We start from the raw sequence: 25,949 nt of genomic DNA on the forward strand, positions 1-25,949 counted from the left end.
GTCAGCGGTTCGGGGCCGCCCTGCTGATGTCCGTCAGGGCGGTGTGCGGGTCCTCGGTGCCGGCGAGGTCGCCGATGCTGACGATCCCGACCGGGCAGCCGCCGCGCTCGACGACCGGGAGGCGGCGGACGGCGTGGGTGCGCATCAGCTCCATGGCGCGGTCGGTCGTGTCGTCCGGTGTCAGGGTCACCACGGGCGGTGGCGTGCACACCGAGCCCACGGTCGTGACGGCGGGGTCACGTCCCGCGGCGAGGGCCCGGACCACGATGTCCCGGTCGGTGAGCACACCGAACAGGTCGCAGTCGTAGGCCACCAGTACGTCGCCGACGTCCTGCTCCCGCATCAGACGGGCCGCTCGCGCCACCGTGGTCATGGGCTCGACGGCGGCCGCGCCGGGTGACATCACGTCGCGTATCTTCCGGGTCATGGCAGCTCCAGGTCCAGCATCGGCGGGGTGGTGCACTCGCCCGCGTAGCCCGCAGCGCAGGCGGTAAACCGACCGTCGGCCTGCGCTGGGCGGGCGTCACCGCAATCCGGGCAGGCTGCGCAGCTCTGCGATCTTCAGGAGACGGGCCAGGGCGAGAAACGTCGGCGCCAGTACGAGTGTTCCCACGGCGAGGGCACCCGCGGTGGCCCAGGTGCCGCTGCCCAGGAAGCCGGCGCAGGCGTGTGCGGCGCCCCAGCCGGCGGCCGCTGCGAGGGCTGCGGCGACCAGCAGTCTGAGATAGGTGCGGCGCAGGGCGCCGTCGTCCAGCGGGCCGCCGGTCCTGCGGCGCAGCAGCCGCGCCGTGAGCGCGAGGCCGACGAGGTAGGACAGGGCGTAGGCGCCGGCCATGCCGGTCACGGACCAGCGGGCGGGCAACAGCACATGGCAGGCGGTGGCCAGGGCGATGTTCACCGCTGAGATCCACACGGCCATGAAGAACGGGGTGCGGGTGTCCTCGAAGGCGTAGAAGCCGCGCAGCAGCAGGTACTGGGCGGAGAACGGGATCAGGCCGAGGGCGAAGGCCTGCAGCATCTGGCCGCCCGGCTGTGCGGTGGTGGCGTTGGACGCGCCGTGGGCGAACATCAGCGTGGCGATCTGTGGGCCCAGCGCGAGGAGGAGGAAGGCGGCGGGCACGATGACGACACCGCTGACACGCAGGGCCCGCGACAGGTCGGCGCGCAGGTCCGCGACACGGCCCTCGGCGGCGGCTCTGCTCATCCGCGGCAGCAGCACGGTCACCAGGGACACCGTGACGATGGACTGGGGCAGAATCCAGATGGTCTGCGCGTACATGTAGTTCGCGTAGCCCACGCCGGCCTTCGGCATCTGCGCGTCGGCGGCGTTGGCATAGTTGGTGACCACCGCCAGGGAGACCTGGTTGGCGAGGACGAACAGCAGCGTCCACTTCGCCGCGTGGACACCGGCGCCCAGGCCGGTGCCGCGCCAGTCGAACCGGGGGCGCAGGCGGAATCCGGCGGCCCGTGCGAACGGGATCAGCGCCAGGGCCTGTACGGCGATGCCGGCGGTGGTCCCGATGCCCAGGTACCGCACCTGGGTCGCGGTGATGTCCTCGACCCGCCCCGGGACGGTCATCAGGCCCAGGTAGGCGCCGAACATGCCGATCAGAACGACGTTGTTGAGGACCGGGGTCCACATCATCGCGCCGAACTTCTCGCGGGCGTTGAGGACTTGGCCGTAGATGCCGAACAGGCCGTAGAAGAAGATCTGCGGCAGCAGGAACCGGCCGAAGGTCACCGTGAGCTGGAAGGCCTCGTGCCGGTCCGGGGTGTCCTGGATGTAGACGCCGACGATCTGCGGTGTGGCCCACACCGCCAGCGCGGTGCCCGCGCCGAGCACGCACACCACGAGGGTCACCAGGCGCTGCTCGTAGGCCCGGCCGCCGTCCGGATGGGTGGCGCGTGCCCGCACCAGCTGGGGCACCAGGACTGCGTTCAGCGCGCCGCCGATCAGTAGCGTGTACAGGCTGGTCGGCACCGTGTTCGCGGTGTTGTACGTGCCCGCCAGCTGGCCCACGCCCAGCGCCGCGGCCTGCAGCACCTGCCGTATCAGCCCCGTGGCGCGGGACACGACAGTGGCCACGGCCATCAGCATCGACGACCGGGCCGGTCCCCCTGTCGCCGCCGTCCTCCGCCGGGCGGCACGCCGCCCTCGTATTGTGTCGCCCGACGACGTGGTCGGCGTCGCGGGCTGCTCCCCCTGCTTCATGCGGCCAACCTATGCCATCAAGATCCCCACACCCGCCGGCCGCCGCCGAGCCACTGCGCGCACCGCTTCATCCACCACCGGTCCTCGGGAAACCAGCCCTGCCTTCCGGGGTGCGTGGCTCGATGCGGTGGTGTGTCATCTGCCGGAGCGTACGAGAAGCCACTGACATCGGTGCCCGTCCTCCGTACTCGTCAGGCGGCGGCCGGTTCCCCCTGCCCCCGCCACGGCCGGGCCAGCGTCAGCAGGGCGACTCCCGCCGCCGCCACCACGATCAGCATGATCAGTGCCATCGGCAGGGAGCTGTTCTCCCCGAACAGGCCCACCAGGGGCGAGGCGAGGGCGCCGAAGAGGAACTGCAGGCCGCCGAGGAGTGCGGAGGCGGCACCCGGGGTGTGCCGGCCGAGCGTCTGCCCGATGCTCATCGAGGCGGGGAAGATCATGCCGATGCCGCCGAGGGTCACGAACAGCGTGAGCCAGGTGCCGAGGAGGGTCTCGCCGGCGAGCACCACCAGCAGCACCTGGGCCAGGGCGCCGGCCGCGGCCACGCACACACCGGCCGTGAGCAGTGTGTTCAGTCGTACGCCCCGTCCGACCAGCCGGGAGAAGACCGCACCAGCCATCAGCATGCCGGCGGCGTTGCTCGCGAAGATGAGGGAGTACGTCGTCGACGAGACGCCGTGCAGGTTCTCGAAGACGAAGCTGGAGCCGCTGATGTAGGTGAACAGCGCGGCGGAGACGAGCGCGAGCACGAGGACGTACCCCATGAACGTGCGGCGGGCGGCCAGTGCGCCCATCGCACGGAAAGTGCCGGCGAGCCCGTCGCCGTGCCGCCGCTCGGGCGGCAGGGACTCCGGCACGGTCCGCAGCACGGCGAGCACGAGCAGGACACCCATCGCGGCCAGTGCGGCGAACACCGCGCGCCAGGTGGACACGCTGAGGATGGCTCCGCCGAGGACTGGTGCGGCGACCGGCGCCACACCCATGATCTGGGACAACACGGCGAAGTGGCGCGGCAGTTCGGGTCCGTGGAAGCGGTCGGTGAGGACGGCCCGGGCCAGCACCGTCCCCGCCGCGCCGGTCACGCCTTGCAGGAAGCGGGCGCCGGTCAGCACGCCGATGTTCGGGGCGGCGGCGCACACGAGGGAGAGCACGGCGAAACCGGCCAGCCCCGACATCAGCAGCCGGCGCCGCCCGAGTCCGTCGCTGAGCGGCCCGATCAGCAGCTGTCCGACGACGAACCCGGCCAGGAACGCGGTCATGGTCAGCTGCACGGCCGAGCTGCTCGCGCCGAGCGCGTCCCCCATGGCGGGAAACCCGGGTACGTACATGTCGATGGCGAGCGGGGCGACCGCCGTCAGTGAGCCGAGGACCGCGACCAGGGCAGCGGTGCCGCGCAGGGAAGCCGACCGGCGATCGGTTGCGTGCGGGGCTGCGGAACGGAACGAAGACCGGGATATCATGAGCATAACGGTAACCAATAGTTCACTGGTTAACGAATTCCGTCCGAGCAGTGAGACCCCGAACAGCGAGAAGGCGAGCCGCATGCCCTCCTCCCCCGCCTCCCCGGCAGAGACCCGCCTGCAGTGGGCCGCGCACAATCCAGGGCTCGACACCTCGCCCATGGAGCTGGTCGGCCTGCTCAAGCACGCCACCGGTCTGCTCGGCCGCGCCGTGGAGCCCCTCTACGCGGGCGCTCCGCTCACCGCCCCGGAGGTCGACATGCTCATCCCGCTGCGGCACACCACCGAGCCGGTGATCGCCCGGAGTCTGGCCGAGCGCATGGGCCTGTCCCGGGCGGGCGTGAGCAAGACGCTGGGCAAGCTGGAGCGGCGCGGCTTCATCGCCCGCACCCCCAACCCCGCGGACCGCCGCGCCGCCCTGGTCACCATCACCCCTGACGGCGCCCAGGCCGTCGACGAGCTGTTCCCCCGCCAACTCGCCGCCGAGGTGGAGCTGTTGGCGGGTCTGGGCGAGGACCGGGAGTGGGTTCTGAAGGCGCTGGGCCGGCTCGTGGAGGCCATGGAGGCCGGGGCGGGCCGCGGCTGAACGGGCCCCCGTCCTCGTACATCGCGGGGCAGGCGTATGTCACCGGGCTGTTGGCGACGGGGACGGACTGCACACTGAACCCGTTCGCCACGGTGCGCGGCACGGTCTTTCTGGGCGGCGGCGTGCGGATCCGCGCCGATACGTCGTTGCTCGGCTTCAACCACCTGAGTCCTACCTGCGCCGCCACGGCAGGACCGCCGGATCGGTCTCGGCGCTCTCCACCCGGTGCAGGGCGTCGCTGATGGCCTCGCCGATCTCGGCGAACTGCCGTACCTGCTCCGGGGTGAGGGCGTCGAACACGGCCCGGCGCACGGCGTCGACATGGCCCGGCGCGGCCCGGTCCAGCAGGGCTCGACCCTCGTCGGTGAGGACGGCGAGCTGGCCGCGGCCGTCATCGGGGTCCTCGCGACGGTCGACTAGGCCGACCTCCCGCAGCCGGTTCACCGCATGGGTGAGCCGACTGCGGGTGATCTTGAGCCGCTGGGCCAGCTCGGACATGCCGAGGACGCCGTCGGGCGTCGAGGAGAGATAGGCGAGCAGGCTGTAGTCGGCATGCGTCATGCCCGCGTCGCGCCGCAGTTGGCGGTTGAGATAGTCGGCGAGCAGCGTGGAGAAGTCGACGTAGGCCAGCCAGGCCCGTCGTTCCTCGGCGTTGAGCCAGCGCGGCGAAGTGGACATGCGGCCACTCTATCGCGTTTGAATTTTCAATCACACCTTGTTCGTCTTTTCCGGCGTTCCTCGCCCAGGCGAGCGTATCCCGCCGACCGGGCTGGTCTGCGCGACCCCGTGGGCGAAGGCCTCGTTTATGGGTTGCACCGGCCTCCGGTGGAGCAGTACCAGCACGGCGCCCAGAGCCAGACCCAGTGCGGGCAGCGCGGGGAAGCGGCCGTCGTCGGTGAACCCGCGCGGGGCGAAGCGGCTGAGGGCGCCGGCGCATGCGGCCAGGCACGGCCAGAGCAGCCATGGGCGGTAGTGGCCGACGTCCGGGCGGGTTCGCTCGTAACGCTGCACCAGGGCGCCCTCCAGCGGCCGCAGCGCCGACACCACAGCGACCAGGACGAGGCCGAGCACGAACGGCCAGGGCGCTCGCAGGTCTCGGCTCATGCCTCGTCATGCTGCCGCAGCCGCACCACGTGTACGGCGGGACGTCCGGGCCGCAACCAATCCGTGCCCGGTACGAGATCACCCGGATCCGCGGCTCACCCGTCCGCGGCCGGCGCCTCTCGGGGCACGGTCGCCGCGACCTCCTCGACCACCGCGCCCGCCCGCTTCTCCGGCACGCCGGCCGCGATCAGCGCGGCGACGGCCGTACGGGTCCCGTCGTCCTCCAGCGCCCCGGTGTTGACCTCCTCCAGCAGCGCGACCGTCATCGCCTCGAGTCCGGCGCTCAGCACGGCGGGCGGCAGATGGGAGTGGAAGACGCCGTCCCGCTGTCCGCGCTCCAGGATGGCCGTGCCCAGCTCGCGGGCCGGGGCCAGCACCTCGGTCACCCGCTCGGCACCCAGGTCCCGCCGGGCCAGGCCCAGCAGCATGCGGTAGCGGTCGCCCACCGGCCAGATGCGCAGCACGAAGTACGCGAACGCCCGGTCGGCCGGCTCGTCGGGCCGTACCCCGCACCTCCCTGAACGTCTCCGACGCCTCTTCGGCGAGCGCCTCCAGCAGAGCCGAGCGGCCGGGGAAGTGCCCGAAGAGCGTGCGCCGTACGACGCCTGCGGCGCGTGCGAGTTCCTCGAGGGTGATGTCGGGGTTGCGGCCGAGCTCCCGGCGGGCCGTGGCCAGGATGCGCGCCCGGTTGGACCGCGAGTTGCGGCGCAGCGGCACACGGGCGGCGGGCTTGGTCACGGATCAACCTCTGCGTGCGGGCGGGAGGGCTGAGCAGCGGGAATGGCGTCCATTTTGGCACGGCGCCCGTCTGACCAGACCGGCTACGCACCGGGCAGTAGGCGTCCCTCGGCCAGATATGGCCAGATTCGGCCGCCCCTCGTGTGCGCAGTGACATTCATCTGTCACTGTGCGCTTATTCGAGTATCGAGATCTTTTCCATGTCATTCGGGAGGGATGCGTGTGCTGAGACGTGAGGCGTTCCGGCTTCCCCGTCATCCGGCTTCGGTCGGCTTCGCCCGGTACCGGGTCCGGCAGCATCTGGCCAGCTGGGGGCACGCGTCGAACGACGAGATGACGGAGAGGGTCGTCCTGCTGGCCTCGGAGCTGGCGGCGAACGTGGTGCGTCACGGCCCCATCCTGGAGCGCGAGTTCGAGATGGCGGTGACGGCACGGGCGGACGGCTCCTGTTTCATAGCCGTCTCCGACGAGAGCCCGGCGCCGCCGGTCCTGCACGACGTGCCCACCGGCGACGAGGAGAAGGGGCGCGGCCTGCACCTCGTCGACCAGCTCGCCCAGACCTGGGGTGTCCGGCCGCGCGGACGCCACGGCAAGACGGTGTGGGCCCTGGTGCGCCATCCCCGCCCGCACACCGTCGCAGGACTGCAGAAGCCGCGCAGGTAGCGCATCGGCCGCGTCAGTCGCCGGACGGTCCGGCAAGTGCCGCGGCGCGCTGTTCGAGCCTTTTCAGGGCCGTCTCGCTCCACTGCAGGTTCGCCCGCTCGAGGGCGATCCCGCCCAGCAGGGTGAGATAGGGGCCGATGCGCTCGGCGGTGGCGAGGTACTCGTCCTCGGTGCGCCCGTCGAGCATGCGGTCCTGCATGCGCCGGTAGCGGGCCAGCTTGGCGGTGGCCCGTTCGAACCGCTCGGCGACCGAGGCCCGTACGGCCTCGAACTCCCCGACGTCACCGATGTCGACGCACTGGACCTTGACCATCAGCTCGTCCCGCAGGGCCGGCGGCTTGGCCGGGGCCTCGCCCACGTAGTCGCGCAGGACCTCCAGGCCCGCCTCGGTGAGCGAGAAGAGCCGCTTGTTGGGCCGGCGCTCCTGCTGGACGACCCGCGCGGAGACGAGTCCCTCGCCCTCCATGCGCTCCAGCTCGCGGTAGAGCTGCTGCGGGGTGGCCATCCAGAAGTTGGCGACGGAAGCCTCGAAGCCCTTCGCGAGGTCGTATCCGGACGCCTCACCCTCCAGAAGCGCGGCCATCACCGCGTTGCGCAGAGCCATTGCCCCAATTTAACACCTTGTTGATTAGTCAATGGGACGACTACCACGGCGGGGGCGGGCGCCTGACGGCGCGACTTGGGGCTCAGTCCTGCTACGGCTCAGGAGGGGCCGTCGGCGAATGCGGTCACCGGGAGCAGCGCGGGGCGCTTGGCCTGGCGGCCGTCGCCGGAGGAGCGGCCCCGTACCCGCCGTACGATCCAGGGCCCCAGGAAGGCGCCGGCCCAGCGCAGTTCGGCCCCCACGGCCCGCAGGCCCGTGCGGGCCATCGCTTCGGGGAGCAGCGGTCGCGTCCAGCTGTCGTCGCTGCCCGGCAGGTCGAAGGCGTGGGCGACGGCGGCCGCGATGAGGGCGTGGCCGCGCGGGCTGGCGTGCAGCCGGTCCGGGCTCCACATCCGGGGATCGGTCACGGCCGGGTGGGGCCATGAGTCGGCCACGGCGACGCCGTGCCGTCGGGCCGCCTCCCGGATGCGGGCGTTGAGGGCGAGGACGCGGGGTGCGAGCGGCCGGGCCGCGGGGACGAGCCGGCCCGGGTCGGGGAAGGTGACCGTGGCGACGCGGGCGCCCTGTCCGGTGAGCGCGGCGAACATGGCCTCCAGATGGCCGGCGGCCTCGTCCGCGTCGAACCGGGGCCGCAGCACGTCGTTGAGGCCCGCGACGACCGTGGCGAGGTCGGGCCGCAACTCCAGGGCGGGCGCCAGCTGTTCGGCACGCACCTGTCCGACCAGCCGCCCGCGCACGGCGAGGTTGGCGTACAGCAGGCCGGGGCTCTCCCGCGCGATCTGCTCGGCGAGCCGGTCCGCCCACCCGCGCAGGCCCCGGACGTCGTCGCCGTCTCCGACGCCTTCCGTCTGGCTGTCACCGACAGCGACGTACCGCAGATATCCACTGCCGGCCACGGACCTGCCGCCCTCCGTTGACACCGCACGACTGCCGATCGGCATAGGTGATTAATCTCCTACTCGCATTGTTGACTATATCAGCCCTCCGAAGATCACGAAGAACGTAGGCTCGTGGCCATGGTTGAGCATCGGATGGTCGACGTGAACGGCATTCGGCTGCACGTCGCGGAGGAAGGCGAAGGCCCCCTGGTCGTGCTGCTGCACGGCTTCCCCGAGTCCTGGCACTCCTGGCATCACCAGTTCGGTCCGCTGGCCGACGCGGGCTTTCGCGTGGTCGCCCCCGACCAGCGCGGATACGGGCGCAGCGACCGGCCCGCCGAGGTGAGCGCCTACAGCATCCTCCACCTGGTCGGCGATGTCGTCGGGCTGATCCATGCACTCGGCGAGGAGCAGGCGTTCGTCGTCGGGCACGACTGGGGCGCCCCGGTCGCCTGGCACACCGCGCTGCTGCGGCCGGACGTCGTGCGCGGCGTGGCCGGTCTGAGCGTGCCGCCGCCGTTCCGTGGCTCCCGGCCGCCACTGGTCGTCATGGACGAGCGGTTCGACGGCCGCTTCTACTGGAACTACTTCAGCCAACCCGGTGTCGCCGACGCGGAGTTGGCGCAGGACACCCGCACGGCCCTGAGGAAGATCTTCTACACGGCCTCCGGCGACGCGCCCGGCGTCGGCTCGGGCGAACAGCCGCTGATCGAACCCGGCCAGGGCTGGCTGGCGACCATGAAGGACCCCGAGACCCTGCCGGACTGGTTCACCGAGGAGGATCTCGACGCCCTCACGGAGAGCTTCTCCCAGGGCTTCACCGGGGCGCTCAACTGGTACCGCAACCTCGATCGCAACTGGGAACTGACCGCCCCCTGGCACGGCGCCGTCGTCGGCTCGCCCGCCCTGTACGTGTACGGCGACCGCGACCTGGTCCCGGCCTTCCCCGGCACGCCCGAACTCATCGCCGCCCTCCCGGACCTGATGCCCGATCTGCGCCGCGAACCCGTCAAGTTGGCCGGCTGCGGCCACTGGACGCAGCAGGAGCGTCCCCGCGAGGTGAACGAGGCGCTCATCGGCTTCCTCACCGAACTCGTGTGAACCGTGGCCTGATCAGTGGACGGACAGTCCGCCGTCGACGAAGAGGGCCTGCCCGGTGACATAGGCGGAGGCGCGGCTCGCCAGGAACACCGCCGCACCCGCGAAGTCGTCGGCCAGACCGTTGCGTCCGACCATGGTGCGCGCGGCCAGCGCCGCCACCTTCTCGGGGTCGGAGGACAGCCGCTCGTTGAGCGGGGTCATCACGAAACCCGGTACGAGCGTGTTGCAGGTGACGCCGTAGGGCGACCACGCCTCGGCCTGGGAACGGGCCAGGGACTCCAGCGCCCCCTTGGACACCCCGTAGGCCCCGCTCTGCACGAACGCGCGGTGGGCCTGCTGGGAGGTGATGTGGATGATCCGTCCGAAGCCCCGTTCGGCCATGCCGGGGCCGAACCGCTGGCCCAGCAGGAAGGGCGCCTCCAGGTTCACCTTCATCGTGGTGTCCCAGACGTCCTCGCCCAACTCCCCCATCGGCGGCCGCAGATTGATCCCGGCACTGTTGACGAGGATGTCGGGCTCCCCGAACACCCCGGCCGCCTGCTCGGCGGCCGCCCGCACGCCGTCTCTGCTGCCCAGGTCGGCGCCGACCCAGGCCGCCCGGCAGCCGTCGGCCGTCAGCTCGTCGACCGTGGCGGCCAGCTCCGTCTCCCCGCGCGCCACGACCACCACGCTCGCCCCGGCCCGTGCGAGGGCCCCGGCGATGGCCCGGCCGATGCCGGAACTGCCGCCGGTCACCACGGCGACGCGGCCGCTGAGCGAGAACAGTTCGGAGAGGTACGTCTGCGAGGTCATGCCCGCACCCTAGACACACCCCTGACCGCGCCCTGGACGCGGGAGGGCCGAGCCTGTATCTCAGGCTGCCGTGTAGCCGAGTTGGCGCCTCATGTACGGCGTCATGAGGGTCTTCGCCTTGGCCAGCACCGAGGTGCGGCCGCCGAGGACCGCGCTCTCGCCGCCCGGCACGGGCAGCAGGGTCAGCCCGTCGGCCGGGCCGAAGGGCACGATGAGCGGGGGGCGGTGGATCGCCCGGTACAGGCGCGGTTGCTTGCGGTGCTTGCCGGAACTGTTCAGGTAGGTGCGGATGTTCCAGGCGGCGAGGTCGGCCTGGGCCAGCGCGGCAGGGGTGATCTTGAGTTCGGTGGCGTCGTTCACGTCGCCGACGGCGAAGACGTCCAGCAGTCCCTCGACCCGCAGGGTGCGGTCGACCTTGACGTGCCCGGCCGGGTTCAGCCAGTCGCCGTGTCCGCACAGGCGCAGCCAGAGCGTGTTGGGCGTGGTGCCGGTCGCCCAGAAGGAGAGGTCGGCCTCGATGACGGTGCCGTGCGCGTCGCGATAGGTGCCGAAGTCGTTGCCGGGCGCCATGAACGAGTCGAGGCGTACTTCGACGTCGTGGGACTCCAGCCAGGCCCGCGCCCTGCGCCCGGCCCGCTCGACACCCGTGGAGTGCAGCAGCGCCGGCCCGGAGTGGGCGAGGGTGACCCGGGCGTCCGGCCGGGCCAGGCGTACCTCCGCGGCGAGTTCGACACCGGAGGGGCCGCCGCCGACGACGAGGACATGCCCGGCCGCCGCCACCTTCTGCTGGTGCCCGGCGAAGGACTTGACCGCCTCCTCGGTGGTGGTGCCGGTGAAGCGGGCCGGTTCGGGGTAGTCGGCGCCGGTGGCGATCACCACCACGTCGTACGGCAGCCTCTCCCCCGTCGCCAGCACGACCTGGCGCTCGGTGGTGTCGATACGGACCGCCTTGCCCACGACCACCCGTCCGTTGCGCAGCAGCCGGTCGTACGGGATGAAGGGGGTCACCGACCACTCCGGGCGAACTCCGGCCCGCAGCGAGGCGATACGGTGGAAGAAGACCTCCTTGCGGTCCACCAGTGTGACCCGCGCCACCGAGTCCAGCCGCTTCGCCAGCCGCACTCCCGCGTAGCCGCCGCCGATCACCACTACGTCGCCGTCGCGCACCACGCGTCTCCTGTGCCTGTGGGGGGGATGCGAGCGCCGCGATGTGGGCTTCCTCGGCCACTCGAACTGCGAACGAGCGTACCGCTTGAAACTTAAAGCTCTCATGGGGCTTTGTGGGAATTCTGTGAAGCGAACGCGACGGCACGGCTGTCGCTCACGTCCCCCGGGGCGAGGGGCGTACCAGGCGGTGCCTTTTGCGGGTTTCCCTCGCTACTTGTCGACGGAGTAATAGAGATGGGTGACTCCGGCGCTCTCGACGACTCGCGGTGTACCGAGCGTGATCGGAGCCTTGGTGAGGTCTCCGACGAGTCGGGTGCCGGCGCCCAGGAGCACGGGGACGAGGTCGACGTGGATCTCGTCCACCAGCCCGGCGTCCAGGGCCTGGCGGGCCAGGTCGCCCGCGGCCACGCCCACGTCACGCGCACCGGCGGCGGCCTTCGCCTGCTCGATCGCGCTGTGCAGGCCGTCGGTGACGAACGTGAAGGGGGCCTCCGGGTGCGCCCAGTCGGCGGGCGCCCGGTGGGTGACGACGTAGACCGGCACGCCGAAGGGGTGCCTACCGCCCCAGCCCTGGGTGACGTCGAACAGCCGGCGGCCGACCACGAGTGCCCCGAAGGCGGCCATCTGGTGCCGCAGATGATCCGCGCTGGCCGGTGACAGCCGGAAGGACCAGCGCGGGTCGGCGGACGGCACCTCGATGTCGCCGTTGCGGTGCCAGGCGAAGAGATGCTCGAAACCCGTCTCGGCCGGCCCGGCGATGAACCCGTCGAGGGACATCGACGCCGAGGTGGTGACCTTCCCCATGAGGATCTCTCCCGTTCTGTGTCTCGCTGCAGCCCGCCTGCACTTGATGGGGAGACCCTCGGTCGCCGGCAAACTCATCGGTCCCGGCTAGTCGGGCAGCCGTTCCAGCGCGGCCGCCACGCCCGCCTGACCGACGGCGTCGATCAGTGCCTGTCCGATCACCGAGACGGGCTCCCGCGCCGGGAGGACCAGGCCGATGCGCTCGGTGCGGACCGGGCGGACCAGGGGAACGGCCTGCATGCCCGCGGGCACGCCGAAGACATGGAGCCAGGCGTGCGGTACGACGCTCGCCCAGTACCCGGCTCTGACCTGCGCGAACAGCGACGCGATGGAGTCCGTCTCCACGCGCGGGGTCACGGAGACGCCCGCCGCCTCGAAGGCCGCCTCCAGGACCTGACGCCCCTGCATCCCGGGATGCAACAGGCACAGCGGGTACTGGGACGCCTCCTCCCAGGAGATCTCGGCCGGGCCCGAGGTGCGGCCGGAGCGCTGGATCAGCAGGACGTAGCGCTCCAGGTACAGCGGGACGAACTTGAAGCCGTGTTCGACGACGGTGCTGTGGTAGGTCACGGCTGCGTCGAGTTCGTACGACTGGAGCCGGTTCACGATGTCCACGGACTGCAGATCCGCGAAGACCTGTACGGTCGCCAGCGGATTGGCGGCGCAGAACGGCTGGGTCAGGAGCGCGACCGCCGTGGCGGCGGTGGGGACGGTGCCGATGCGCAGCCGCCCGGTCAGACCGGCCCTCAGTGCCTGGATCTCGCCCTGCATCGCGTCCCGGTCGGCGAGGATGCGCTGCGCCCACAGCACGACACGTTCACCCTCCGGTGTCAGGCCGTCGAACCTGCGGCCCCGCTGGACCAGGGGGATGCCGAGCTCGTCCTCCAGTTTCCGGATGCCCTCGGACAGGGTCGGCTGGGAGACGAAGCAGGCCTGCGCCGCCTTGGCGAAGTGGCGGGCGCGCGAGAGGGCGACGAGGTATTCGAGTTGACGCAGGAGCACCTTCCCATGATCCCTCGCCCGCGGCCGTAACGCGCCGGGGCCGGACACGCTGCATTGATCGGTGCCGCCTGTCACGCGATAGGAACTTCCGCTTTGACCTGGTCCGACGCGCTGACCAAGAGTGTCGTTCGGATGAGAGGGCGTGGTGTGCGATGCGGGACTTCGAAGAGGACGGGGCGGACGAGGCCGGGCTGTCGGTCTCGGCGCCCAAGACCTGGGCCACCGGCGCTCCCGCCGTCGTGCACGCGCTCACGTACGCGCTGGGCCAGACCTCACCGAAGCGCACCGCGCTGACCCTGCTCAACATCAACCAGGCGAAGGGCTTCGACTGCCCGGGCTGCGCCTGGCCGGAGCCCGCACCGGGCGAGCGGCACCGCAACGAGTACTGCGAGAACGGTGCCAAGCACATCAGCGACGAGGCCACCTCCCGGCGGGTGACCGCGGACTTCTTCCGGCAGTACTCGGTGGACGAGCTGAGCCGGAAGTCGGACTACTGGCTCAACCAGCAGGGCCGGCTGACCGAGCCGATGGTGCTGCGCGAAGGCGCGACCCACTACGAGCCGGTGGGCTGGGACGAGGCGCTGGACCTGCTCGCGCGGGAGCTGCGCGCCCTGGACCACCCGGACGAGGCGCTGTTCTACACCTCAGGGCGGCTGGCCAACGAGCCGGCCTTCCTGCTCCAGCTGTTCGCGCGGGCCTTCGGCACCAACAACCTGCCGGACTGCTCCAACATGTGCCACGAGTCCAGCGGTTCGGCCCTGAACGAGACCCTGGGCATCGGCAAGGGCAGCGTCAGCCTCGACGACCTCTACAACGCCGATCTGGTCTTCGTCGTGGGGCAGAACCCCGGCACCAACCACCCGCGGATGCTGTCCGCGCTGGAGGAGACCAAGCGGCGCGGCGGCAGCGTCGTCGCGGTCAACCCGCTGCCCGAGGCGGGGCTGCTGCGCTTCAAGCATCCGCAGAAGGCACGCGGAGTCATCGGCCGCGGCACGGACATCGCCGACCAGTTCCTGCAGATCCGCCCCGGCGGCGACCTGGCCCTGTTCCAGGCGCTGAACCTGCTGCTCCTTGAGGCGGAGGACAAGGAGCCGGGCACCGTCCTGGACAGGGCGTTCATCGACGAGCACACCACCGGCTACGACGCCTTCGCCGAACGGATCCGCGCCACGTCCTGGGATGCCGTCCTGGACGCCACCGGGCTGACCCGCGACGAGATCGAGCAGGTCCACGCGCGCGTGCTGAACAGCCGCAGTGTCATCGTCTGCTGGGCCATGGGCCTGACCCAGCACAAGCACGGCGTGCCCACCATCCGGGAGGTCGTCAACTTCCTGCTGCTGCGCGGCAACATCGGCCGGCCGGGCGCGGGGGTGTGTCCGGTGCGCGGGCACAGCAACGTCCAGGGCGACCGCACGATGGGGATCTGGGAGCGGATGCCGCAGGCGTTCCTGGACCGGCTGGGGCAGGAGTTCGGCTTCACCGCGCCGACCGCGCACGGCCTGGACTCGGTGGACTCCATCCGGGCCATGCGAGACGGCCGGGCCAAGCTCTTCCTCGGTGTCGCGGGCAACTTCGTGCGGGCCACGCCCGACAGCGAGGCCACCGAGCGCGGCATGCGCAACTGCCGTCTGACGGCGCACATTTCGACCAAGCTGAACCGGTCGCACGCGGTGTGCGGACGCACCGCGCTGATCCTGCCGACGCTCGGCCGCAGCGACCGTGACGTCCAGGCGGGCGGCGAGCAGTTCATGACGGTCGAGGACTCCATGAGCGAGGTCCACGCCACCCGCGGCCGGCTCGCCCCCGCGTCCTCGCACCTGCTGAGCGAGGTGTCCATCATCAGCCGCCTGGCCCGCCGGGTGCTGGGCCGCGAACCGGACATACCCTGGGAGGACTTCGAGGCCGACTACGACCTCGTCCGCGACCGCATCGCCCAAGTCGTCGACGGATTCCACGACTTCAACGAGCGAGTACGGCACCCCGGCGGCTTCCGCCTGCCCAACCCGGTCAACTCCCGCGTGTTCCGCACCCCCAGCGGCAAGGCCGCCTTCACCGTCAACGACTTCACGATGCTCCAGGCACCCAAGGGCCACCTGGTCCTGCAGACCCTGCGCTCGCACGACCAGTGGAACACCATCCCCTACGCGATGGACGACCGCTACCGGGGCATCAAGGGCGGCCGCCGCGTCGTCCTGGTCAACCCCGCCGACCTCGCCGACCTCGGCCTGGCCGACGGCAGCCTCGTCGACCTGGTCAGCATCTGGTCGGACGGCTCGGAGCGCCGCGCGGAGGCCTTCCGCGTCGTCGGCTACTCCACTCCCCCGGGTTCGGCGGCCGCGTACTACCCGGAGACCAACGTCCTGGTGCCCCTCGACAGCGTCGCGGACATCAGCAACACCCCGACGTCGAAGAGCGTGATCGTCCGCCTGGAACGGGCGGCCGAGCGGGCAACGGCGTAGGCAGTCGGGCCCGGCGGTACGAACGAGGTCGCCGAGCCCCGACCCCACGCCCCTCGGGCCGCTGGGTAGCGTCACCCTGGTGAATCTCAACCTCTTCAACGATGTGCCGGACGGCCTGACTCGACGAGCCCGATCGTTCATCCGCGCGCACGGCGTCAAGGTCGATGTCCGGCCCGTGGAGGGGCACCGGCAGTGGTGGCTCGAGCAAGGCATCCCCGCAACGGTGATCGACCGAATGGCCTCCTACCAGGAGAGATGGGGCGGTCTGCTCCTGCCACCCGCGTCCCAGTACGACGGAGGCCCCAAGTACCTCGATCCGGACTCGCCCGAATCGGACGACGCGGGGTGGTGGGTTCGAGGCCGGGATGCAACGGACCGCGGTCCCCTACTCATTCATGATCAGTCCGTCGGGCGAGTTCGGAATCCATGCAGACAGATGGGCGCCTCTCCACGGGACCGTCGAGGGCTGGGTGGAGTCGCTCGCGCTGGCCCACCACGCGTCCATGTGGGCGAAGCAGATCACCAAGCTCGTCGGCGACGAGGTCGATGGCATCGAGCTGGACGGATACGAGCCGGTGCACGAGGTGATGGGCTTTGCAGACACCTGGTGGAGAGGCCCTGATTCTCTGGTGGCCCTGCATTCCGGGGAGGCCGAGGCACTCGGCATCCCCGGGGGCCGCACCGCATTGATCTACTCGGGGCTTGACGAGTGGGGGCTGCGAGGAGGTGTCGACGCAGGGCAGAGCTGAGAATCAGCTGCGGTGCCGGTAGTACGTGATGTCGCCGGTGGTCGCGTAGTGGCGGGTGCCCCTGGCGGCGCACTGCCCGGCATGCGGCCTGGCCTTGGCGGGGACGACCGTCGTTCCAAGGCCGTCGCTACGACGGCGGCCCGCCCTCCACCTGAGCTGCCTGCAGGTCGGCGAGCAGCTCGGCCTGTCCGGCCAGCACGCCCGACAGGATCGTGCGGGCCACCCGGAGCAGTTCGGCGACGTGCGGGCTGGTCAGCGAGTAGTACACGGTCGAGCCCTCCTTGCGGGTCTTGACCAGGTTCGCGCGCCGCAGCACGGCCAACTGCTGCGAGAGGTGCGCAGGCTCGATACCGACCTCGGGCAGCATCTCCGCGACTGCGTGCTCGCGCTCGCTCAGCAGCTCCAGTACCCGGATACGAGCCGGGTGGCCGAGGGTTTTGAAGAACTCGGCCTTCAGCTGGTACAGCGGCGTACTCACCTGGCCGCCCCCTCCCCGCTACAACAGCGCGACCTTGCCGACCGAACCTCGGCACATCGCATCCACCTTCCCCCACCCTTCGGGCGGGGGAACTCCCACCTCGCTTCGCTCGTCCAGAACATGCGCCCATCCTCGCGCGCGACACCGGCCAGACCGAATCCGCACCCGAGGAAGGCAACCGCCCGAATCCACCGGTGACGACCTGAGTAATTGCTAATGTTAGCAATTACTCAGGTCCCGTCACGGCAGGCCGACCGGGGAGGGTGCGATGGGTGACTGGGACATGCAGACCGGCACCGGGATCCGCTTCGAGTGGGGTCCCACCGGAGCCGGGCGTCTCGCCGCCGAGGCCGCATGTCTGGTCACGGTCGACGTACTGTCGTTCTCCACCACGGTGAGCGTCGCCGTCGAGAAGGGGATCCGCGTTCTGCCCTTCGGGTGGCCCGGCGGGTCTGCGACCGAAGCCGAACGAGCGGACGCCATCGCGGGCGCGGAGGCCTACGCCCGCCGGCGGGACGCCCGGCTGGCCACGCACCGCACCACCGTCACCCCGTCGACCCCGTGGTCGCTCTCCCCGGCCCATCTGCGGGCCGCCCCCTTTGTGACCCGACTGGTACTGCCGTCGCCCAATGGCGCCGCCATCGCCGCCGCCGCGCCACCCGGCGTGCAGGTGACAGCCGCCTGTCTGCGCAACATCACCGCGGTCAGCAGCTGGCTCACCGCCCGCGGCTACGGCACTCCCGAGCATCCCGTCGCGGTGATCGCCGCGGGTGAGCGGTGGCCGGACGGGACCCTGCGCCCGGCCCTCGAGGACCTGCTGGGCGCCGGATCTCTCATCTGCGAACTGCACTCCCAGGGTGCGGGCCCGCTCTCCATGGAAGCCGCCGCCGCGAAGGCGAGCTTCGAAGGCACGGCCGACATCGTGCACGCTGTCGCCACCAGTGCCTCCGGCCGCCGGCTGACGGCGATGGGATTCGTCGCCGACGTGGCCATCGCCACCGAGGACGATGTCTGCGCACTCGTGCCCGTCCGGGACGGTGACGGCGTCTTCGCACCGGGATGAGCCGGGGCGGTCACTCGCCTGCCTGGACCGCCACCGGCGGCCAGTCACTCGGCCGACCAGCTGCGCAGCTCGGTCAGGTCGACGACGACCGTGCCGGTGCCTCTGGCCGGCGCCCGGCCGACCGCGCCGGAGAATCGGCGGACCGCGTCCGGGCCCAGATAGCCGGCGACGGACAGGATGCCGAGGTCGTCCTCGACGGTGTAGCGCCAGTCGATGGTCCTGGTGGTGAACTTCCTTGCGCGGGTTGCCGGTCGGAGCCTGCCGGCCGGTTCAGAGGGGAAGGGTGATCCAGATGCTCTTGCCACCGCCGTCGGCATCCGCCCTGACCACCGCTGTGCCGCCCAGAGCCAGGACCAGCTCCCTGACGGTGGCCAGGCCTCCGGCCCCGGAGCCGATGTCCGCTCCGTACAGCGCCGGCTGGTGGGGATGGCGGTCGTGGACGGCGAACGCCAGGCAGTCCGGGCCCGCCGCATAGATCACGGTCACCGTCGGGGAGTGAACGGCGGCGTGCCGGACGCTGTTGGTGACCAGCTCGGCAAGGATCAGCAGGGCCGGGTCCACTGCCGGGTGGCGCACGCCGATGCCCCACTCGACCAGCGCCTGCTCGGCCGTCTCCCGGGCCAGCCGTACGGCCGATGGTTCGGCGGGCAGGGTGAGCACGTGCCGGTAGGGCAAGGCCTCCAGCTGTGTGGACATCACTCACACCTCCGCGCGGGCGAGGCGGAAACCGGTGACCGTCTTCGGATGCAGGCGCAGCAGGGTGTCGTGCGGGCCGTGACTCCAGCCCATGAGGGTGCGCCGGTGATGAGCGGCCTCATTGCGATCGGTGATCACCTCGACGGGGCCGGAGACGGTGACCGTCCAGCCGGTGCCGGAGACGGCGCGGATGTCGTCGACGTGGTACGTCCCCGTCGCAGGCACCGCCATGGCCGGGACCGGGGTACGGACGACCAGGCGGCCGTACTCCCACACGTGCCGGGCGGGCCTGATCACGCTCGCCCCCCGCTGGGCGTACACGAGGCTGCCCAGGTTGCTGCCTTCGAGCCGCCACAGGGCCTCAGCACCGGAGACCTCGACCATACGAAGGGGGGCGGGGACAGTGCTCACGGCAGAACCTCCTCGCTGGAGGTCCGGGACAGCCGGGCGGGAAGGGCGGGCAGTACTCCGGCCGTCTCGAGATGCTCGCGGGCGGCGCGGATCGCCTCGGGGGTGGTGGCGTACTCCCGCCCTTCGTGCAGCAGCGGCTCCAGCGCGCCGACCGAGTCGAGGACCTGGCGCTGACCGGGGCGGATCCCGGAGGCGAGGACGACGATGCCACGGCGGCGCAGCTTCTCCACGGCGTCCTTGAGGACCAGGGCGCCAGTGGCGTCCATCGTCGACACCCGCGACATCCGCAGGATCACCACCCGCACGTCGGCGACCTCGGTCAGCTCCAGCAGGAAGCGGTGGGCGGCGGCGAAGAACAGCGGTCCGTCGATGCGGTAGGCGACGATGTGCTCGGCCAGCAACGCGTGCTCCTCGGCGCTGTGGTCCCCCGGATCGAGCGGCACCTGGTCGAAGCGGGCCTCCCTGGCGACGGCGCGCAGGGCGAGAGCACCGGCGACGACGAGACCGATGATCACTGCGTACACGAGATCCAGGGCCAGCGTCGCCACGGCGGTGAGGACGAGTATCAGCGCATCGGACCGGGTCGCCTTCGCCATGGCCTTCAGCGAGCCGACCTCGACCATGCGGATCGCGGTGGCCAGCAGGACGCCGGCGAGGGCGGCCAGGGGGATCCTCGAGACGAGCGGCGCCGCCGCGAAGACGATCGCGGCGAGAACGGCGGCATGCGTGAGGGCGGCGAGCCGGGAGCCCGCGCCGGTGCGGACGTTGACCGCGGTGCGGGCGATCGCACCGGTGGCCGGAACGCCCCCGAAGAGCGGGGCGGCGATGTTCGCGAGGCCCTGGCCGAACAACTCCCGGTCCGGATCGTGTTTCTGACCCACCGTCATGCCGTCGGCGACCGAGGCGGACAGCAGGGATTCCAGCGCGGCGAGCGCAGCGACCGCCACAGCCGGCGCGAGCAGGGTGCCCAGCGAGCCGAGGTCGAGGAAGGACAGCGAGGGTACGGGCAGCCCCGCCGGCAGATCGCCGATCGGCTTCGCGGCGTCCAGGCCGGCCAGCTGTGCCACGAGCGTCGCCGCGATCACGGCGACGATCGAGAACGGTACGGTCGGCCGCCACCGGGCCCCGACCAGCATGACCGCGGCCACCGCGAGCGCGAAACCGGCGGCCGTCCAGTTCGGGGACTTCACGAACTCCTCGACGGCACGCCAGGTCACCACCAGAACGCGGTCGCCCCCCGGCTTGGGCACGCCGAGCGCGTTCGGGATCTGCTGCAGGCCGATCACGCAGGCGATGCCGAGGGTGAAGCCCTCGACGACCGGAGCGGGCACGTACTGCATGTACTTCCCGGCCCGCAGCACCGCCAGACCGACGAGCATGGCGCCCGCCATCAGCCCGACGGTGAGCACCCCCGTGGGTCCGTACCGCCCGACGATCGGTACCAGGACCACCGTCATGGCACCGGTCGGCCCGGAGACCTGGAGGTTGGACCCACCGAACACCGCCGCGAGCGCGCCCGCGACCACCGCGGTCGCCAGGCCCGCCTCCGCGCCCAGCCCGGAGGAGACCCCGAAGCCGAGAGCCAGGGGCAGTGCGACGATCGCCACGGTCAGGCCCGCCAGCAGGTCGCGGCGCGGGTCGCGCCGCATCTCCGCGAGGTCGGCGCGCCCTGGCAGCAACACCACGATCCGTGCCCAGGCACGGCCGATTGCTCTGGTCATCACGCGACAGCCTCGGCTTCCCGCAGCTCGGCCAGCAGTTCGTTGCGCCCGGCGAGCATCTCGGACAGGATCCGCCGCTCCGCCCTCGTCGGGTCGGCGACGTCGCCGGCCAGCTCGTACACCACGGTCGAGCCCTCGCGGGTGGAGGTGACGATCCCGAAGCGGCGCTCCACCGCCGGCTGCTGCGTCAGCCCGGAGGGCTCGACCTCGATCTGAGCCAGCAACTTCCGCACCGGCATCGGCCCACGACCCCTCGAACTCCCTGCAAGGCCCCGCGCACAGGGCGGACACGAATGGCTGCGCCCGCGACTACCTGCAGACACAACCAAACCAGCATCTAACCAATTGCGAAATTTTGCAATTCCGCATCCGACTGCACCCAAGACGACTCATCGATGGAGGGGGGTCCCGCGCCGGGCTCAGGCCTTCTTGACCACGCTCGACTTGAGCTGCATCGCGCCGAAACCGTCGACCTTGCAGTCGATGTCGTGACCGTCGACCCCGTCGAACAGCCGGATGTTGCGCACCTTGGTCCCGGCCTTGATCCCCGACGGGCTGCCCTTCACCTTGAGCGCCTTCACCACCACCACGGAGTCGCCGTCCTGCAGCACATTGCCGACGGCATCCCTGACGACACGCGCCCCGGCAGCCCCGTCTCCCTCGGCACCGGCCTCGGCGGGCACCCATTCGTGGCCGCACTCCGGGCACACCACCAGGGCGTTCATCTCGTAGGTGTACTCACAGGAGCACTTCGGACAGGGCGGAGGATTCTCGTTCATCCCGCCAGGTTATCCGGCGCCACCCACCGCACCGCCCCCCGGCCGACCTGCCGAGAGGCCATGCGATGCCCGGGGCGAGAAGCGCGTGTCCGCTCAGTCGGGCCCGCTCCAGTCGAACGGGAAGTACTTGCTCGACTTCCCCGAACGATCCCAGGTGAAGCCGAAGGCGTTGGCGCGGTCGGCCGTGGCCCGCCCCCAGGTGCCGATCTGGCCCGGGCCGACCTCGGCGCCCGGGGCGTTGTGGACCTGGACCCGTGCGCCCTCCGGCGTCGTGGGGCCGGTGAGTGCCTCGACGGTGGCCGTGACCCGGTCGGGAATCTCGGCCCGCCAGCCGGCGAGGTCCTCGTCGATCTCCACGTGGATGGGGGCGACGTCCATGCCGCGCATCTCGGGGTGGAACATCTCCACGAACTGCGCCGGCCATCCGCCCGCCTCACCGCCGAAGACGGCCTGGAGCGCACCGCGTTGCTGTTCATCGGCGCGTTCGTCGAGGAAGACCGCGGCGTACGGGTCGGTGTGTGTGCCGGACCAGACGTCGCCGGTGAAAGAGGCGACGATCACGACGTTGAGGTCGTCCAGCCGCACGTCGCCGTAGTTGCCCTCCCTGATGTGCCAGGCCAAGACGCCTTCGCAGTCGCCGTACGTGGGGGGCTGTGCAAATGTGCAGGGGCACGGTATGGCGCACTTGCACACATCGAACCAGTCGCCGGCCAGGTGCCAAGACGTACTGGTGGTGACCTGCTCTGTCATCCCGCTTCCCTCCTGCCGAGCCCGAGGGGCTCACTCGGAGTGGCGAGACCGGGTTTCCCGAGCCCGCTCGCGGGATCGCGAAACGGCCTCCGTTCCAGCTTGCACCTCGACGGCCGGGAGGGGAAACCCGGCCGGTTCATGTGACGGCCGAGGTGCCGACGATCTCGTCGGCCAGCCGGCGTACGACACCGTCGGGGAAGGGCGACGGGAGCCCCAGGACGATGTGCCGGAAGCCGGCGTCGATCGCCTCGGCGACTACATCCCTGGTGACGCCGGGCCGATCGTAGGAGACGTGCAGCACGATCGAGCGCGTGATCGAGGCGGGCTCGCGACCGATCTCGGCGCAGTACCGGTCCAGCAGGGCGCTGCGGCGCGCGGCGTCGTCGATGTCGCCGCCCGGCATGTTCCACAGGTCCGCATGCTCGGCGGCCACGCGCAGGGTCGCGGATGAGCGTCCGCCGATGAGGATCGGCGGATGGGGGCGCTGGACGGGTTTGGGGTTGCCGAACGCTCCGATGAGCCGGTGGTGAGTGCCGTGGAAGTCGAAGGGCTGCTCCTCGGTCCACAGGCGCCGGATCACCGTGCACGCCTCGGCCAGGCTTTCCACGGCCCGGGGGGTGTCCAAGAAGGGCAGGCCGTGCGCCGGGTACTCGCGTCGGGCCTCGGGCGGGTCGGGCCGGGACCCGACGCCGAGACCGAGGTCGAGCCGGCCGCCGGAGACGACGTCGACGGTCGTGGCGATCTTGGCCAGCAGGGCGGGCGGCCGGAACCGGTTGCTGGTCACCAGGAGACCGAGGCGCAGGCGGCGGGTCTGTGCGGCCAGGGCCGCGAGCAGCGTCCAGCCCTCGTAGACGGGTCCGTACGGGTCGCCCGCGATGGGCATGAGGTGGTCGAACAGCCAGGCGTGCTCGATCTCCGGGATGGCGTCGGCCTCGCGCCACACCCGCAGGACGTCGCGATAGTCCACCTGCATGGGGGCCGTCATGATGCCGAAACGGACTCGCGGTGCGGTCGTCGACATGGGATTGCTTCCTCCTCGGACGGTCAGCGGCGTCGCAGTGCCGGGTCGAGCAGGGCGGGCGGGGTGTCGTACTTCTCGTGCGGGGCCAGGTCGGTGCCGGGGGCCACGATCGCGTCGATCGCGTCGAGTACGTCGGCCGGGAGCACGGTGTCGGCGGCGGCGAGCTGGGAGTGCAGGTGCTCCAGCGTGCGGGGGCCGATGAGTGCGCTGGTCACGGCCGGGTGGGCGGTCACGAATCCGAGGGCGAGCTGGATCATCGTCAGTCCGGACTGGTCGGCGAGCTCGGCCAGCCGCTCGACGGCGTCGAGCCTGGCCCTGTTCTCGGGAAGGCCGGTGTCGAAGCGTTGCGGCATGGACGTCGAGCGGCTGGTGGTGATGGAGCGGCCGGCGCGCACGGCGCCCGACAGCCAGCCGGAGGCCAGCGGGCTCCACACCAGCACCCCGAGTCCGTACTCCTCGGTCACCGGCAGCACATGCGTCTCGATCCCCCGCTGCAGGATCGAGTAGCTGGGCTGTTCGGTGACATAACGGCCCAGGCGATGCTCCTGTGCGGCCCACTGCGCCTGCACGATGCGGTGGGCAGGGAAGGTGGAGGACCCGAAGTAGCGTATTTTTCCCGCGCGTTGCAGGTCGGTCAGGGCCGACAGCGTCTCCTCGTCACCGGTGCTCGGGTCCCACCGGTGGATCTGGTAGAGATCGACGTGATCGACGCCGAGTCGGCGCAGGCTGCTGTCCAGCGCGGTGACCAGCCAACGGCGCGAACTGCCCCGGTGGTTGCGCTCGTCACCCATGGGCAGGCCCGCCTTCGTGGCCAGCACGATGTCGTCGCGGCGGCCGGCGATGGCTTTGCCGACCATCTCCTCCGATTCGCCGTCGCCGTACATGTCGGCGGTGTCGATGAGGTTGATCCCGGCTTCGAGCGCGGCATCGACGATGGCGGTGGCCTCGTCCTGGGTGGTGCGCCCGATGCTGCCGAAGTTCATCGCGCCGAGCGCGAGCGAGCTGACCTGCACACCGGTGCGGCCCAAGGTGCGGTACTGCATGACCGTGTTCCTCCATAGCGGGTGGGTGGCGGTGCGGTGCGACCAGGCATGACCTGGCCGCGGGGCTCCGGCTCTGGCATCATGAGAAAAACGGAACCTCGCTCCGATTACGATACGGAACGCTGCTCCGTTTCAGCAAGCCCGATGATGGAGGGAACGGCACGGTGAACGACGGCGACAAGGGTGCGGGACGCGCAGCCCGCCCCAAGCGGACGGACGCCCGGCGCAACGAGCAGACCCTGCTCGACGCGGCCGCCGCGGTCTTCGTCACCTCGGGCGTGGAAGCGCCGGTGCGCGACATCGCGGCGAGGGCCGGTGTCGGGATGGGCACGATCTACCGCCACTTCCCCACCCGGGCGGACCTGATCGTCGCCGTCTACCGGCACCAGGTCGAGGCCTGCGCCGAGGCCGGCCCGGCCCTGCTGGCGAGCTGCCCGACCCCCTACGCCGCACTGGGCCAGTGGATCGACCTCTTCGTCGACTTCCTGGTCACCAAGCACGGACTCGCCGGCGTGCTGCAGTCCGACAACGCCGGCTTCGACACCCTGCACGCCTATTTCCTCGACCGCCTCGTGCCCGTGTGCGGCCAACTGCTCGACGCGGCAGCCGCCTCCGGCGAAATCCGGCCCGACCTCAAGGCCTACGAGCTCATGCGCGGCGTCGGCAACCTCTGCATCGGCGCGGAAAGCGACCCCCGCTACGACGCGCGCCGACTGGTCGAACTCCTCATCGCGGGACTGCGTCGACCGGACTGACGTCCGCGCAGGGGGTGAGGCTGCTCGCCGCGACCAACACCCAGGGCGCGGGCCACCGCGGTTCCGCTCGCCGAATGAGGCTCGGCCAGTACGCAGGTTTCGCCACCGTCCTCGCCGTCGCGTTCGGCGCCACTTCCAGGACTGCTCCCACTCGCGCTCGGCCTGAAGTCGGCCTGGCAGGCGTGCAAGCCCCGCGATGACGAGGACGGGGCCCGCGAACGCTGGAGGTCGCCATGGTCACCTTCACCGACGACGGCGACAACATCGGTGTCCACGTCGGCCTGGGCGGGATGAGCGTGGACGCCGTGGTCTTCCTGACCCGGCTGGCCGTGCGCTGCGACGCACTCAGCCGACGGAGGCACGCCGTGCTCCCGTCGACCCTCAGCACCCTCGGCCCATCGAGGGCGGCACCGGCCGACCGGTGGCCGGACCCGATCCTCCGGGTCCGGCCTGGCCGCCGGTTCGAAGCGAAGACACCCGCGCCGTCACGCGGGCGGCCGTGCCGCACAGGCACCGTGCCTGACCGCCACACGCCCCACGATCAGCCCCTCCTCGTCACATTCAAAGCGGTTCACGAGCGGGGCGAGCCACCCGCGCTCCGCGTCCAATGGTCGAACGGTGCCGCTTCGACGGCTACTTCGAGTGATCCGGCTTCGACGGCTGGTCCGGATACGCGGGCTTCGAGGGGTGCTCGGGGGAGTCGGGCTTCGAGGGGTGCTCCGGGAACGCCGGCTTCGACGGGTGCTCGGGGAAGTCGGGCTTCGAGGGGTGCTCCGGGATCGCGGGCTTCGAGGGGTGCTCCGGGAAGTCGGGCTTCGAGGGGTGCTCCGGGATCGCGGGCTTCGAGGGGTGCTCCGGGATCGCGGGCTTCGAGGGGTGCTCCGGGATCGCGGGCTTCGAGGGGTGCTCCGGG

Annotated in this window: 27 protein-coding genes and 3 pseudogenes; 7 read left to right on the forward strand and 23 right to left on the reverse strand. The window is 71.1% G+C overall.

The window, feature by feature from the left end:
• Nucleotide 1 precedes the first annotated feature (1 nt).
• From ABT254_RS06355 to ABT254_RS06365, 3 genes are all read right to left on the reverse strand, one after another.
• Nucleotides 2-427, reverse strand: coding sequence for a CBS domain-containing protein (locus tag ABT254_RS06355; RefSeq protein WP_351464369.1), 426 nt, complete (start codon nt 425-427; stop codon nt 2-4).
• Nucleotides 428-523: 96 nt separating this feature from the next.
• Nucleotides 524-2,212, reverse strand: a complete 1,689-nt coding sequence (gene murJ / locus ABT254_RS06360) for a murein biosynthesis integral membrane protein MurJ (RefSeq protein WP_351464372.1) — start codon at nt 2,210-2,212, stop codon at nt 524-526.
• A 191-nt stretch (nt 2,213-2,403) separates the two neighbouring features.
• Nucleotides 2,404-3,672, reverse strand: a complete 1,269-nt coding sequence (locus ABT254_RS06365; protein WP_351464375.1) for a multidrug effflux MFS transporter — start codon at nt 3,670-3,672, stop codon at nt 2,404-2,406.
• An 82-nt stretch (nt 3,673-3,754) separates the two neighbouring features.
• Between ABT254_RS06365 and ABT254_RS06370 the strand changes: the two genes are divergently transcribed.
• On the forward strand, nt 3,755-4,258 hold the full coding sequence (locus ABT254_RS06370) for a MarR family winged helix-turn-helix transcriptional regulator (RefSeq protein WP_351464377.1): 504 nt from the start codon (nt 3,755-3,757) through the stop codon (nt 4,256-4,258).
• Nucleotides 4,259-4,429: 171 nt separating this feature from the next.
• On the opposite strand, the gene ABT254_RS06375 is transcribed toward ABT254_RS06370, so the two are convergent.
• From ABT254_RS06375 to ABT254_RS06385, 3 genes and pseudogenes are all read right to left on the reverse strand, one after another.
• Nucleotides 4,430-4,936: a MarR family winged helix-turn-helix transcriptional regulator gene (locus tag ABT254_RS06375; protein WP_351464380.1), complete on the reverse strand. Its 507-nt coding sequence runs from the start codon at nt 4,934-4,936 to the stop codon at nt 4,430-4,432.
• Between the two features lie 30 nt (nt 4,937-4,966).
• Entirely contained in the window at nt 4,967-5,362 is a 396-nt protein-coding gene (locus ABT254_RS06380) for a hypothetical protein (RefSeq protein WP_351464383.1), read from the reverse strand.
• Between the two features lie 95 nt (nt 5,363-5,457).
• Nucleotides 5,458-6,100 (reverse strand): annotated as a pseudogene (locus ABT254_RS06385) (TetR family transcriptional regulator).
• 222 nt (nt 6,101-6,322) lie between these two features.
• On the opposite strand from ABT254_RS06385, the gene ABT254_RS06390 reads away from it, so the two are divergent.
• Entirely contained in the window at nt 6,323-6,763 is a 441-nt protein-coding gene (locus ABT254_RS06390; protein WP_351464386.1) for an ATP-binding protein, read from the forward strand.
• Nucleotides 6,764-6,776: 13 nt separating this feature from the next.
• Here the strand turns inward: ABT254_RS06390 and ABT254_RS06395 are convergent, their stop codons facing one another.
• Both ABT254_RS06395 and ABT254_RS06400 read right to left on the reverse strand, forming a co-directional pair.
• Nucleotides 6,777-7,367, reverse strand: a complete 591-nt coding sequence (locus ABT254_RS06395; protein ID WP_351464389.1) for a PadR family transcriptional regulator — start codon at nt 7,365-7,367, stop codon at nt 6,777-6,779.
• A 98-nt stretch (nt 7,368-7,465) separates the two neighbouring features.
• Entirely contained in the window at nt 7,466-8,263 is a 798-nt protein-coding gene (locus tag ABT254_RS06400; RefSeq protein ID WP_351464392.1) for an SGNH/GDSL hydrolase family protein, read from the reverse strand.
• A gap of 120 nt (nt 8,264-8,383) precedes the next feature.
• Between ABT254_RS06400 and ABT254_RS06405 the strand changes: the two genes are divergently transcribed.
• Complete coding sequence (locus tag ABT254_RS06405) at nt 8,384-9,346, forward strand: alpha/beta fold hydrolase (protein WP_351464395.1); 963 nt, start codon at nt 8,384-8,386, stop codon at nt 9,344-9,346.
• A gap of 12 nt (nt 9,347-9,358) precedes the next feature.
• On the opposite strand, the gene ABT254_RS06410 is transcribed toward ABT254_RS06405, so the two are convergent.
• From ABT254_RS06410 to ABT254_RS06425, 4 genes are all read right to left on the reverse strand, one after another.
• Nucleotides 9,359-10,138: an SDR family NAD(P)-dependent oxidoreductase gene (locus ABT254_RS06410; RefSeq protein WP_351464398.1), complete on the reverse strand. Its 780-nt coding sequence runs from the start codon at nt 10,136-10,138 to the stop codon at nt 9,359-9,361.
• A gap of 60 nt (nt 10,139-10,198) precedes the next feature.
• Nucleotides 10,199-11,305, reverse strand: coding sequence for an NAD(P)/FAD-dependent oxidoreductase (locus ABT254_RS06415; RefSeq protein WP_351464401.1), 1,107 nt, complete (start codon nt 11,303-11,305; stop codon nt 10,199-10,201).
• A gap of 210 nt (nt 11,306-11,515) precedes the next feature.
• Nucleotides 11,516-12,109 (reverse strand): dihydrofolate reductase family protein, encoded by a 594-nt coding sequence (locus ABT254_RS06420; protein WP_351464404.1) that lies wholly within the window; start codon nt 12,107-12,109, stop codon nt 11,516-11,518.
• A gap of 87 nt (nt 12,110-12,196) precedes the next feature.
• Nucleotides 12,197-13,111: a LysR family transcriptional regulator gene (locus ABT254_RS06425; RefSeq protein WP_351464407.1), complete on the reverse strand. Its 915-nt coding sequence runs from the start codon at nt 13,109-13,111 to the stop codon at nt 12,197-12,199.
• 152 nt (nt 13,112-13,263) lie between these two features.
• Here ABT254_RS06425 and ABT254_RS06430 point away from each other — a divergent pair, with 152 nt between their 5' ends.
• The gene (locus ABT254_RS06430; protein WP_351464410.1) at nt 13,264-15,570 is read left to right on the forward strand and encodes an FdhF/YdeP family oxidoreductase; all 2,307 of its coding nucleotides are present in this window, start codon (nt 13,264-13,266) and stop codon (nt 15,568-15,570) included.
• 395 nt (nt 15,571-15,965) lie between these two features.
• Nucleotides 15,966-16,319 (forward strand): hypothetical protein, encoded by a 354-nt coding sequence (locus ABT254_RS06435; protein WP_351464413.1) that lies wholly within the window; start codon nt 15,966-15,968, stop codon nt 16,317-16,319.
• A gap of 127 nt (nt 16,320-16,446) precedes the next feature.
• Here the strand turns inward: ABT254_RS06435 and ABT254_RS06440 are convergent, their stop codons facing one another.
• Nucleotides 16,447-16,797 (reverse strand): ArsR/SmtB family transcription factor, encoded by a 351-nt coding sequence (locus ABT254_RS06440; protein ID WP_351464415.1) that lies wholly within the window; start codon nt 16,795-16,797, stop codon nt 16,447-16,449.
• 268 nt (nt 16,798-17,065) lie between these two features.
• Here ABT254_RS06440 and ABT254_RS06445 point away from each other — a divergent pair, with 268 nt between their 5' ends.
• Complete coding sequence (locus tag ABT254_RS06445; protein ID WP_351464418.1) at nt 17,066-17,860, forward strand: 2-phosphosulfolactate phosphatase; 795 nt, start codon at nt 17,066-17,068, stop codon at nt 17,858-17,860.
• Between the two features lie 44 nt (nt 17,861-17,904).
• Here the strand turns inward: ABT254_RS06445 and ABT254_RS46500 are convergent, their stop codons facing one another.
• The 9 genes and pseudogenes from ABT254_RS46500 to ABT254_RS06490 all read right to left on the reverse strand — a co-directional run bounded on the left by ABT254_RS46500 (nt 17,905) and on the right by ABT254_RS06490 (nt 24,281).
• Nucleotides 17,905-18,165, reverse strand: coding sequence for an STAS domain-containing protein (locus ABT254_RS46500; RefSeq protein ID WP_502971931.1), 261 nt, complete (start codon nt 18,163-18,165; stop codon nt 17,905-17,907).
• Entirely contained in the window at nt 18,131-18,556 is a 426-nt protein-coding gene (locus ABT254_RS06455; RefSeq protein WP_351464421.1) for an ATP-binding protein, read from the reverse strand. The genes ABT254_RS46500 and ABT254_RS06455 overlap by 35 nt, the downstream gene beginning before the upstream one ends.
• A gap of 3 nt (nt 18,557-18,559) precedes the next feature.
• Nucleotides 18,560-18,967, reverse strand: coding sequence for a pyridoxamine 5'-phosphate oxidase family protein (locus ABT254_RS06460; RefSeq protein WP_351464424.1), 408 nt, complete (start codon nt 18,965-18,967; stop codon nt 18,560-18,562).
• A complete protein-coding gene (locus tag ABT254_RS06465; RefSeq protein ID WP_351464427.1) occupies nt 18,964-20,688 on the reverse strand; it encodes a SulP family inorganic anion transporter in 1,725 nt (574 codons plus the stop codon). Before ABT254_RS06465 ends, ABT254_RS06460 begins: the two co-directional genes overlap by 4 nt.
• Nucleotides 20,688-20,933: pseudogene (locus ABT254_RS06470) on the reverse strand (transcriptional regulator); the annotation flags it as partial. The pseudogene ABT254_RS06470 and the gene ABT254_RS06465, both read right to left, overlap by 1 nt.
• Before the next feature lie 174 nt (nt 20,934-21,107).
• Nucleotides 21,108-21,467: a zinc ribbon domain-containing protein YjdM gene (locus ABT254_RS06475; RefSeq protein WP_351464429.1), complete on the reverse strand. Its 360-nt coding sequence runs from the start codon at nt 21,465-21,467 to the stop codon at nt 21,108-21,110.
• Between the two features lie 93 nt (nt 21,468-21,560).
• Nucleotides 21,561-22,217: a DUF1326 domain-containing protein gene (locus tag ABT254_RS06480; protein WP_351464432.1), complete on the reverse strand. Its 657-nt coding sequence runs from the start codon at nt 22,215-22,217 to the stop codon at nt 21,561-21,563.
• Between the two features lie 136 nt (nt 22,218-22,353).
• Complete coding sequence (locus ABT254_RS06485) at nt 22,354-23,238, reverse strand: LLM class flavin-dependent oxidoreductase (RefSeq protein ID WP_351464434.1); 885 nt, start codon at nt 23,236-23,238, stop codon at nt 22,354-22,356.
• A 23-nt stretch (nt 23,239-23,261) separates the two neighbouring features.
• Complete coding sequence (locus ABT254_RS06490) at nt 23,262-24,281, reverse strand: aldo/keto reductase (RefSeq protein WP_351464437.1); 1,020 nt, start codon at nt 24,279-24,281, stop codon at nt 23,262-23,264.
• Between the two features lie 164 nt (nt 24,282-24,445).
• On the opposite strand from ABT254_RS06490, the gene ABT254_RS06495 reads away from it, so the two are divergent.
• Complete coding sequence (locus ABT254_RS06495) at nt 24,446-25,036, forward strand: TetR/AcrR family transcriptional regulator (protein WP_351464439.1); 591 nt, start codon at nt 24,446-24,448, stop codon at nt 25,034-25,036.
• A gap of 633 nt (nt 25,037-25,669) precedes the next feature.
• Here ABT254_RS06495 and ABT254_RS06500 read toward each other — a convergent pair.
• A pseudogene (locus ABT254_RS06500) lies at nt 25,670-25,949 on the reverse strand (chaplin); the annotation flags it as partial.

Source organism: Streptomyces sp. NPDC001137, assembly GCF_040298885.1.
Lineage (GTDB): Bacteria > Actinomycetota > Actinomycetes > Streptomycetales > Streptomycetaceae > Streptomyces.